Below are 9,301 nucleotides of genomic sequence, written 5' to 3'. Positions count from 1 at the left end.
CCTCAAGCTCGCGCATCAACTCGGCGAAGTCGAGAATCTCCTCACGAGCGTTGGCCTCGGGGAGGTAGGTCTGTGCCTTGCGGGCACCGCGTGGCGTGTCGGTCGAGGTGCTCATGGCCTTCATCCTACTCGTATAAAACGAAAAAATCGAACACAAAGTCGAGCGACTCACCGACCGATCCTGGGCCATATCCGGGCCATTTCCGCCCGCTGAACCAACTGCTAGCAACTGCGACTAACCAGGAAAATGCCTGGTCAGAAGCGAGCGGCCACCATAGATGCAGTGTGAAAACACGCCCGAACTCGACTGAATACTGCCCGCCGGATCCCGCGGGCCGGCGCGGGAAACGGGACCGCGGCCCGGACGGCGCACGAGTGGTCGGCTGCGTCCTCAGTGACTGGCGGGCCGCTCCTCCGCGTCGGGGTGCATGATCGCCGCGGCGGCGGGGCCGCGGACGGCATCGTGCGCCGAGATCTCGCTGTCGGAGGCGCCCTTTCGGCGCATCTCGTCGGTGTTCAGCAGCAGGTTGAGCAGGATCGCGACGATCGCACCGGCCGAGATGCCCGAGTCAAAGATCAGCTGGAACCAGGTCGGGAACTGCTCGTAGATCGACGGCGACACCGTCGGCAGCAGCGCAACCCCGACCGAGATCGCCACGATCAGCACGTTGCGGTTGTTGAAGTGCACCTTCGCGAGGGTGCGGATGCCTGATGCGGCCACCATGCCGAACAGCGCGATCCCCGCACCGCCGAGCACCGCCCGCGGCACACCCTCGACGATCGCGGACACCTTCGGGATGAGACCGAGCACGATGAGGATCACGCCTGCCATCGTTGCGACGTACCGCGAACGCACGCCGGTCAGCGACACCAGCCCGACGTTCTGCGCGAACGCCGTGTACGGGAACGTGTTGAACATGCCGCCGAGAACGGTTCCCAGGCCGTCGGCGCGCAGGCCGTCGGCGAGCTGGCGGCGGGTGACCGGCTTGTCGACGATCTCGCCGACGGCGATCATGTCGCCGGTGGTCTCGGTCATGATGACGATCCCGACGATCACCATCGAGATGATCGACGCGAACTCGAACACCGGCAGCCCGAAGTGGAACGGCGTGACGACCGCGAACCATGCGGCGTCGCCGACGGCATCCCAGTGCGTCATCCCGGGAACGAGCAGGGCGACCAGCGTCCCGACCACGAGTCCCAGCAGCACCGACACCCGGGCGAGGGCCGCCGGCGCGAACCGCTCGATCAGGACGATGAACAGCAGCGTCCCGGCGGCGAACGCCACATTGATCGGGGAGGCGCCGGGGTGCTCCCCGGTCGAGCCGTCCATGATCCAGCCGGCCGCGACCCGCATGAGGGACAGGCCGATGATGAGGATGACGGTTCCGGTGACGATCGGGGGGAAGAACCTCAGCAGCTGCGCGAAGAACGGCGCGATGAGGATCATGAACAGTCCGCACGCGATCACCGCCCCGAAGATGGTCTGGATGCCGTGCTCCTGACCGATCGCGATCATCGGACCGACGGCCGCGAAGGTCACCCCCTGCATGAGGGGAAGCCGCACACCGAACCGCCAGAAACCCACCGACTGCACGATCGTTGCGACACCGGCGATGAACAGGTCGGCGCTGATCAGGAAGGCGAGGTCGGCGGAGTTGTAGCCGAGCGCGCCGCCGACGATGAGCGGCACGGCGACGGCACCGGCGTACAGCGCCAGCACATGCTGCAACCCGAGGGGGAACAGCCGCGCGAGCGGGGGGATCGTGTCGACGGTGTTCTCGCTGGCGCGGGTGCGCTTTTCCGCCTTCGTTGTCGTGGCCGTCATGCCCGGTGTCCCTCCCTCGGTGGCGCTCGTCGCGCCGCTACCCGCAGCACGCTACGGGCGCACTGAGGCCCGATCGGCCGATTGCGGGCATCCGTTCCCGAAGCTTCACGCCCCGAAACGTCCCAGAAATACGCCCTCGCGCCGGGCCCGGGGATCAGGCGCGGAACACGGTGTGCACGTCGCCGCACACGGTGCGGCCGTCGAGGTCGGTCAGCTCCATGAGCACCGACGTGCCGGCGACGCGGTAGCCGAGGTCGCCGAGCAGGTGCTTCGCGGCCCGCAGGGTGCCGCCGGTGGCCAGCACGTCGTCGAGCAGGAGCACACGCGTGCCGGCGGGCAGGTCGGCGGCCATCTCGATCGCGGCGCGCCCGTACTCGAGGTCGTATTCGACGGCGGCGGCCGGCCGCGGCAGCTTGCCGGCCTTGCGGATCGGCACCATACCGACCTCGGCTGAGATCGCCGTGGCGCCGGCGAGCAGGAAACCCCGCGCCTCGACGCCGGCGACGACGTCGAACGCGCCTCGGAACGGCGCCACCAGCGCGTCGGCGACGGCGGCGAGGGCCGCGGCATCGGCCAGCAGCGGCGAGATGTCGCGGAACAGGATGCCCGGTTCGGGGAAATCCGGGATTGTGGCGATCAGCGACTGTGCGCGGGTCAGGGCTTCAGAAGGCACCGCTCCAGCGTACGACCCGCCGCGGCCACGCGGTCTCGCGTCAGTCGTGCGTCCAGGCCCACGATTTCGGCATCGCCGCTGGCACCGTGACCGGGCCACACCGCACGCGTCGCGATGCGCAAGCGCTTGCACTATGCTCGTCTGCATGACGCATCCCACCGTGCACGTCCCCGCTGCCGCCCCCTCCCGACCGGGATCCGAGTGGTGGCGCACCGCCGTGATCTATCAGATCTACCCGCGTTCGTTCGCCGATGCCTCCGGCGACGGCATCGGCGACCTGCGGGGCATCACCGACCGGCTCGCGCACCTGCAAGAACTCGGTATCGACGCGATCTGGCTCAGCCCGTTCTACCGTTCGCCGCAGCGCGACGCCGGCTACGACGTGAGCGACTACTGCGACGTCGACCCCGTGTTCGGCACTCTTGCCGACATGGACCGGATGCTGGGCGACGCGCACGCCCGCGGCATCCGGGTGATCGTCGACCTCGTGCCGAACCACAGCTCCGACCAGCACGTCTGGTTTCAGGAGGCGCTGACGGCGGAACCGGGCAGCCCCGAGCGGGCGCGGTACCTCTTCCGCGACGGTCGCGGCGTCGACGGCGACGAGCCGCCCAACAACTGGGAGTCGGTGTTCGGCGGGCCGGCGTGGACGCGGGTGACCGAGCCCGACGGCACCCCGGGCCAGTGGTATCTGCACCTGTTCGACGCCTCGCAGCCCGACTTCGACTGGGCCAACCCCGAGGTGCAGGAGGAGTTCCGCCGCATCCTGCGCTGCTGGCTCGACCGCGGCGTCGACGGCTTCCGGGTCGACGTCGCGCACGGTCTGGTCAAGACCGATGGCCTGCCCGACCACTTGCCCCCGCTCGACGCCGACTCGATGGGCGGCGGCAGCGGCGACGCACCGTACTGGGGTCAGGACGGCGTGCACGAGATCTTCCGCGACTGGAACCGTGTGCTCGCCGAGTACGACGGCGACCGCGCGCTGTGCGCGGAGGCGTGGCTGCCGACCGTGGACCAGACCGCGCTGTGGGTGCGTCCCGACGAGATGCACCAGGCGTTCAACTTCTCGTACCTGATGACCCCGTGGGATGCCGCGCAGCTGCGCGAGGTGATCACCGAGTCGCTGCGGGCCTACCCCGCCGTGGGCGCCCCGTCGACGTGGGTGCTGTCCAACCACGACGTCATCCGGCACGCGACCCGGCTGGCGATGACCACCGCCGTCCCGCAGGGGTACGGCATCGGTCCGGCCTCACCCGACCAGCCCGACCCGGTGGTGGGGCTCCGGCGTGCCCGGGCCGCGACGACCCTGATGCTGGCCCTCCCCGGCTCGGCGTACCTGTACCAGGGGGAAGAGCTGGGGCTGCCCGAGGTGATCGACCTGCCCGACGAGGCGCGGCAGGACCCCACCTGGTTCCGCACCGGCGGCACGAGGTACGGCCGCGACGGATGCCGGGTGCCGATCCCGTGGCAGGCCGATGCCCCCGGGTACGGTTTCGGCCCGTCGGAGCGGTCGTGGTTGCCGCAGCCGACCTCGTGGGCGCGGCTGTCGCGGTCGGCGCAGGAGCACGACCCGGACTCGACCCTGTGGCTGTATCGCACGCTGCTGGCGTTGCGGCGCAACGCGTCGCTCGGCAGCGGCACGCTCACCTGGCTCGACGGGTACCCCGCCGACGTGATCGCGTTCCGCACCGATGAGATCACCGTGATCGCGAACCTGGGCAGCGAACCGGTGGCGCTGCCGACCGCCACCGTCCTGGTCTCCAGCGGCCCGGTCGACGGTGGGATGCTGCCGCCCGACACCGCGGTGTGGCTGTCCGTGCGCTGACGTGTCGAGCCTGGAGGAGGTAGCGCGCCGCGTCGGGGTGTCGACGGCGACGGTGTCGCGGGCGCTCAGCGGGCGTGGTCGTGTCTCGGAGGCGACGCGCGCGCGGGTGCGGGCGGTGGCCGACGACATGGGGTATGTGGTGTCGGCATCCGCGTCGTCGCTGGCGTCGGGCCGCACCCGCAGCATCGGTGTGCTGGTGCCGCTCATGGAGCAGTGGTTCTTCGCGACCGTGATCAGCGGCATCGCGCACCGGCTGAGTGCGGACGGGTACGACATCACCCTGTACAACGTCACCGGCGACCCGGCGCAGCGGCGGCGGCTGTTCGACGAGTCGCTGCGGCGGCGGCGGGTCGACGGGCTGATCGCGTTGTCGACGGAGCTGGATGCCGCGGATGCCCGCGAACTGCGCGACCTCGAACTGCCGGTGGTCGGGTTGGGCACACCGCGCACCGACGTGCCGGCGTTGCGGGTGGACGACGTCGCGGTGGCGCGGACGGCGACCGAGCACCTCATCGGACTCGGCCACCGCCGCATCGCGCACATCGGGTTGGACCGGCCCGATCTCGGGGCCTTCGACGTGCCGACGTTGCGGTGGCGGGGGTTCCACGAGGCGCTGGCCGATGCCGGGTTGCGCCCGGCATCCCTCGCACCGGCCGACTGCAGCCTCGACGCCGGTCATCGGGCCGCGATGCACCTGCTCGGCGCCGACGACCCGCCGACGGCAGTGTTCGCGACCTCTGACGAGGTCGCGTTCGGGACGCTGTTCGCCGCGCGCCGCCTCGGGTTGCGAGTGCCTGAGGACCTGTCGCTGATCGGCGTCGACGGTCACGAGATGGCGGAGTTCTTCGACCTCAGCACGGTCGCCCAGTTCCCCCACCGGCAGGGCGAGCGTGCCGCGGACGCGATCCTGTCGCTCGTCGAGACCGGGACGCTCCCCACCGACCTCACCCTCCCGCACCGGCTGATCCCGCGCGGCAGCACCGTCCCGCCGCGGTGAATCGCTGGGGGCGAGGATAATCGAGGCAACCGGTCCGCGCGGTTGCACGAGTTCACCGATCGCCGCCGGGGCGGAACGGGAGGAGCGGGCCTTGAAGCGATACGGACCGCTGCACGATCATGAGGGTGCCCTCGTCGTTGGCGACCCTGGGGCGTCGGCACCTCTCCATGGGCGCCGACGCGCTCACTTACCGGAACGGTGACGAGGCGGTCCGGGCGTTCTCGTGGACGAGCATCGAGCGGGCGACCCTCGCCCTCCCCACAAGTCGTTTTCGTTTCCCCGGCGCGGTATCGGCCCTGTTTACATCAATCGTTGTCGCCGTTGTCGCAGGGGACCCCGAAGTCGGACCCAAGGACGGCGAGGTCGCCATCCGAATAGACGGGCAGGTGGAACATCTGCCACTCAGCCGACACCATTTCTTCGGCTACTGGTTCAGGACCGTCGCCGCGACGCAACGCCTCCTCGATCGACTTGACGGTGTGAACAGCGACGCTGCCGTGCTGGCAACGCTCACCGAGCCGAAGGCCACCTATCTCCGCGTGTCGGCTGAGGTCCGGGGCGAGAGCACCTGCGACGGCTGCGAGTACGGGGGCTACAGCTACGAGCGCCCGATCTGGCACCAGTGGACGGCGCTGCTCCAGTACGACAAGGCAGGGTAGCCCTTCCACCGCAGCGCCACGGTAGACCCTCCAACGGGAAGTAGAGGGTCTACCGCAACTACCAACGTGAGAATACAAACACCTTATGGGCGTCCGTTCTCAGCAGCCTCAAGAAGTGACTTAGGTAAGACATCCGAAGCAAAAAGGACTTCCACCCCGAGTAACTTGCCATCCGAATCGAAGTCTAGGATGAACTGGCCGAGCACGTTGTCATCCGTCTCCAACTGGATCTGGCGGACTGCTGCACCCGGAGAAATCGTCTCCACGATCTGCAGGTAGGCCGCATCAGCCTCGCGGTCGTAAGTGAGCTTCATCTCTTACCCCTTGGTGACGGTGATCACATTCCCGGTCTTGTTGTCTACGACAACTCGGATCTTGTTCGCACCCTTTCCTTGCGTGAAGACCGAAGTACCCCTTTTTCCGGCACTCCTTACACCATTCTGAACAACTTGCTTGATGAGTGCCTGACTCACACCGCGCGCTGCTGCCTGTGTGATTGCATGCCGAGTAAGGTGTGCCATCACCATAAGCGCAGGAATCCAGAACGGGTCAGCTACTACCGGGTACGCAGTGGATACTGAGGGGTAAACTCGCTGAACGACCGTGTTGCCCGAGATGATGTACTCCGTAGGCACAGATACCCCATTGCTGTCGACCGCCCAAGGCGGTGCGATGGTTCCGGCCAGATCACCGGCTGCCGTTCGAACGGTGATTCCACCATCCTCCAGCGTAATCAGCTCGAATGCCGCATCCACCTCAAACTGGTAATCGCGAGGACTGTCCTTAGTGGGAATGTGAAAGAGCGCCCTGAAGGCACCGTCTCCCTCGTCCACGACTGCTATGCCCAAGTCCTCACCAACTGCGGCATCGGCGGCACCCAAGCCAGATACCGACGATTCATCGATAGACAAAGAGAACGGCGTATCCTCGCCTCCGGATGGTGCGCTTACCGTGCCATCCTGCACTACAACCTGACCCTCAGGAATGCCCAGAGTATCAACGTAGACATCAGGCTGCGTTTCCAGAGCAGCGTCGAACTGAGCAGCAAACTGCTCACCGTCATGCGACGGTGATGACGTCCCATCGGCAGCGCTAGCTGAAGTGGTTCCAGCGACAACCATCGCCGCTGCCACGAACGAAGCGAGCAACGCCCTTGGTGCTGAGTTCTTCATCAATATTCCTCCGGTCTAGATCCCAAAGTTGAGAGTTCTTCTCACGAGCGTAGCGTCCGCGGGGATCAAGACGCCTCCCCCTAAAGGTACGTTTTCGCCATTGTGTGGGGGCCGTTCAATCCAATCCCCATAAGACAGCGAACCACCCAAGGCGCGAGCCAAATCGGGTCCGCTACGACCGGATAGGTTGCCCCACCATCTGCAGAATGATCGATATGCTGGATGAGCGTCGACCCGTTCACCTCGTCGTGTCTGGCAGGAAACCCACCCTCCCCAGTGCCGTTCTCCTCCCTGGCGCGCGGGGGCCGCGCGCGGCGTGGCGCGTTGCTCGAAGCGGGGGGCTCCAGACCCCGCCGGAAGACTCAGTCAGACCGCGCCTGCCGTGAGCCTCCTCGTGCAGACGCGCCGCACGCCCGCTCAGACATGGGTCGCGGCTGCCGCGGCGACGACGCGCGGCACCGACTCGGCCTCGCCGACCGAGATCCGGATGCCGTCACCGGCGAAGGGCCGCACGATCAGGCCCGCGGCATCGAGGGCGGCGGCGACCTCCGCCGTGCGCTCGCCCGTCGGCAACCACACGAAGTTACCCTGCGCATCGGGCACATCCCAGCCCGACTCCCGCAGCGCCGCGACCAGGTCGTCTCGGCGCTCCGCGAGGACGGCGACACGCTCGTTGAGTTCGTCTTCGGCATCCAGACTCGCCAGCGCCGCCTCCTCGGCGAGCGCCGTGACCGACAGCGGGACCGCCGTCGACCGCGCCGCGTCGAGGATGCGGGGATGCCCGATCGCGTACCCCACGCGCAACCCGGCCAGACCGTACGCCTTCGAGAAGGTGCGCAGGATCACCACGTTGGGCCGACCCGACCGCAGCACCCGCTCGCCGTCGACGGCATCCGGGTCGGTCACGAACTCCGCATACGCCTCATCGAGCACGACGAGCACATCGGCGGGTACCGCATCGACGAACCGGTCGAACGCGGACTGGGTCACCACCGGACCGGTCGGGTTGTTGGGGCTGCACACCAGGATGATCCGGGTGCGGTCGGTCACGGCGGCCGCCATCGCGACCAGGTCGTGCTCGGCGGTCGCCGTCAGCGGCACGGTCACCGCCGTCGCCCCCGCCACCACCGCCAGGCCCGGGTACGCCTCGAACGACCGCCACGCGAACAGCACCTCATCGCCGGGACCGGCGGTGGCCTGCGTCAACTGGTAGAGGATCGACACCGACCCGGCACCGATGTGCACGGCCTCGGGTGCGACGCCGAACCGCTCCGCCAGGCGCGCCGTCAGCCGCGCCGCTGCGGCATCCGGGTACCGGTTGAACGCACCGGCGCGCCGTAGCGACTCGGCGACCTGCGGGAGCGGGCCGAACGGGTTCTCGTTGCTCGACAGTTTGAAGGCGTCGGCAGCGGCCTGTTTGCCCTGCCGGTACGGCGGCAGGGCCGCGATCTCAGGCCGGATACGCACGGGGATGTCGCTCATGCCCCGAGTCTACGGATGGCTCCGTGGCGGGAAAGCCGCCGGCCCCGTGGAAGACTTGACCATCATGCGTTTTCTCATCCGCGCGGCCGTCAACGCGTTCGCGATCTGGGTCGTCACCCTCATCGAACCGCTGTCGATCGACGTCATCCCCTTCCCACCCGGTGAGACGCTGCAACTCGTGCTGACGCTGTTGGCCGTCGCTGCCGTGTTCGCCCTGGTGAACACGATCATCGGCACCGTCATCAAGGTGGTGGCCTTCCCGCTGTACCTGCTCACGCTCGGCCTCATCTCGCTGCTGGTCAACGGCTTCCTGCTGTGGCTCACGGCATGGCTGACCGGGTGGTGGGACTGGGGCCTGCGGGTGGAGAACTTCTGGCTGGGGGTGATCGCGGCGCTCGTGATCTCACTCATCAACTGGGTGTTCGGCATTCTGCTGCGCCCCCAGCTGAAGCGCCGCCGCTGACGGCCAGGCAGCTCCGGGCTCACGGCGCAGCTCATCGCCGAACGGTCATCCGGGACCGGTTCAGAACGGCTTGCCGTCGCTGCGGCGCTCGTTCCGCGACGACGAGTACACGATCGTCTCCACGGTCGTCGCCCCTTGCAGCCCGGTGAACACCTCCCGCACCGCGCCCATGCGCGGGTCGCCCGACGCGTCCAGCTCGGAT

General features: G+C 68.0%; 9 protein-coding genes. 4 read left to right on the top strand and 5 right to left on the bottom strand.

Annotated features, from left to right (window positions below):
• Positions 1 to 391 precede the first annotated feature (391 nt).
• The gene (locus ACK5KK_RS09120) at positions 392 to 1,828 is read right to left on the bottom strand and encodes a nucleobase:cation symporter-2 family protein (protein ID WP_416889771.1); all 1,437 of its coding nucleotides are present in this window, start codon (positions 1,826 to 1,828) and stop codon (positions 392 to 394) included.
• Between the two features lie 154 nt (positions 1,829 to 1,982).
• Positions 1,983 to 2,501, bottom strand: a complete 519-nt coding sequence (locus tag ACK5KK_RS09115; protein WP_416889770.1) for an adenine phosphoribosyltransferase — start codon at positions 2,499 to 2,501, stop codon at positions 1,983 to 1,985.
• Positions 2,502 to 2,646: 145 nt separating this feature from the next.
• Here ACK5KK_RS09115 and ACK5KK_RS09110 point away from each other — a divergent pair, with 145 nt between their 5' ends.
• The 3 genes from ACK5KK_RS09110 to ACK5KK_RS09100 all read left to right on the top strand — a co-directional run bounded on the left by ACK5KK_RS09110 (position 2,647) and on the right by ACK5KK_RS09100 (position 5,982).
• Positions 2,647 to 4,326 carry a glycoside hydrolase family 13 protein gene (locus ACK5KK_RS09110; protein WP_416889769.1) on the top strand — a complete coding sequence of 560 codons (1,680 nt, stop codon included), beginning with the start codon at positions 2,647 to 2,649 and terminating at the stop codon, positions 4,324 to 4,326.
• Position 4,327: 1 nt separating this feature from the next.
• Complete coding sequence (locus ACK5KK_RS09105; protein ID WP_416889768.1) at positions 4,328 to 5,323, top strand: LacI family DNA-binding transcriptional regulator; 996 nt, start codon at positions 4,328 to 4,330, stop codon at positions 5,321 to 5,323.
• A 125-nt stretch (positions 5,324 to 5,448) separates the two neighbouring features.
• Complete coding sequence (locus tag ACK5KK_RS09100) at positions 5,449 to 5,982, top strand: hypothetical protein (protein ID WP_416889767.1); 534 nt, start codon at positions 5,449 to 5,451, stop codon at positions 5,980 to 5,982.
• Positions 5,983 to 6,065: 83 nt separating this feature from the next.
• On the opposite strand, the gene ACK5KK_RS09095 is transcribed toward ACK5KK_RS09100, so the two are convergent.
• The 3 genes from ACK5KK_RS09095 to ACK5KK_RS09085 form a co-directional block, all read right to left on the bottom strand.
• Entirely contained in the window at positions 6,066 to 6,296 is a 231-nt protein-coding gene (locus tag ACK5KK_RS09095; protein WP_416889766.1) for a DUF2283 domain-containing protein, read from the bottom strand.
• Between the two features lie 3 nt (positions 6,297 to 6,299).
• Positions 6,300 to 7,154, bottom strand: a complete 855-nt coding sequence (locus tag ACK5KK_RS09090) for a DUF4258 domain-containing protein (RefSeq protein WP_416889765.1) — start codon at positions 7,152 to 7,154, stop codon at positions 6,300 to 6,302.
• A gap of 417 nt (positions 7,155 to 7,571) precedes the next feature.
• On the bottom strand, positions 7,572 to 8,636 hold the full coding sequence (locus tag ACK5KK_RS09085) for a histidinol-phosphate transaminase (RefSeq protein ID WP_416889764.1): 1,065 nt from the start codon (positions 8,634 to 8,636) through the stop codon (positions 7,572 to 7,574).
• Positions 8,637 to 8,700: 64 nt separating this feature from the next.
• Here ACK5KK_RS09085 and ACK5KK_RS09080 point away from each other — a divergent pair, with 64 nt between their 5' ends.
• The gene (locus ACK5KK_RS09080; RefSeq protein WP_416889772.1) at positions 8,701 to 9,099 is read left to right on the top strand and encodes a phage holin family protein; all 399 of its coding nucleotides are present in this window, start codon (positions 8,701 to 8,703) and stop codon (positions 9,097 to 9,099) included.
• The last annotated feature ends 202 nt before the right edge of the window (positions 9,100 to 9,301 follow it).

The organism is Microbacterium sp., from assembly GCF_047972865.1.
Classification (GTDB): domain Bacteria; phylum Actinomycetota; class Actinomycetes; order Actinomycetales; family Microbacteriaceae; genus Microbacterium.
Note: the sequence above shows the minus strand (reverse complement) of the source record. Positions and strands in the feature narration are given on the sequence as shown.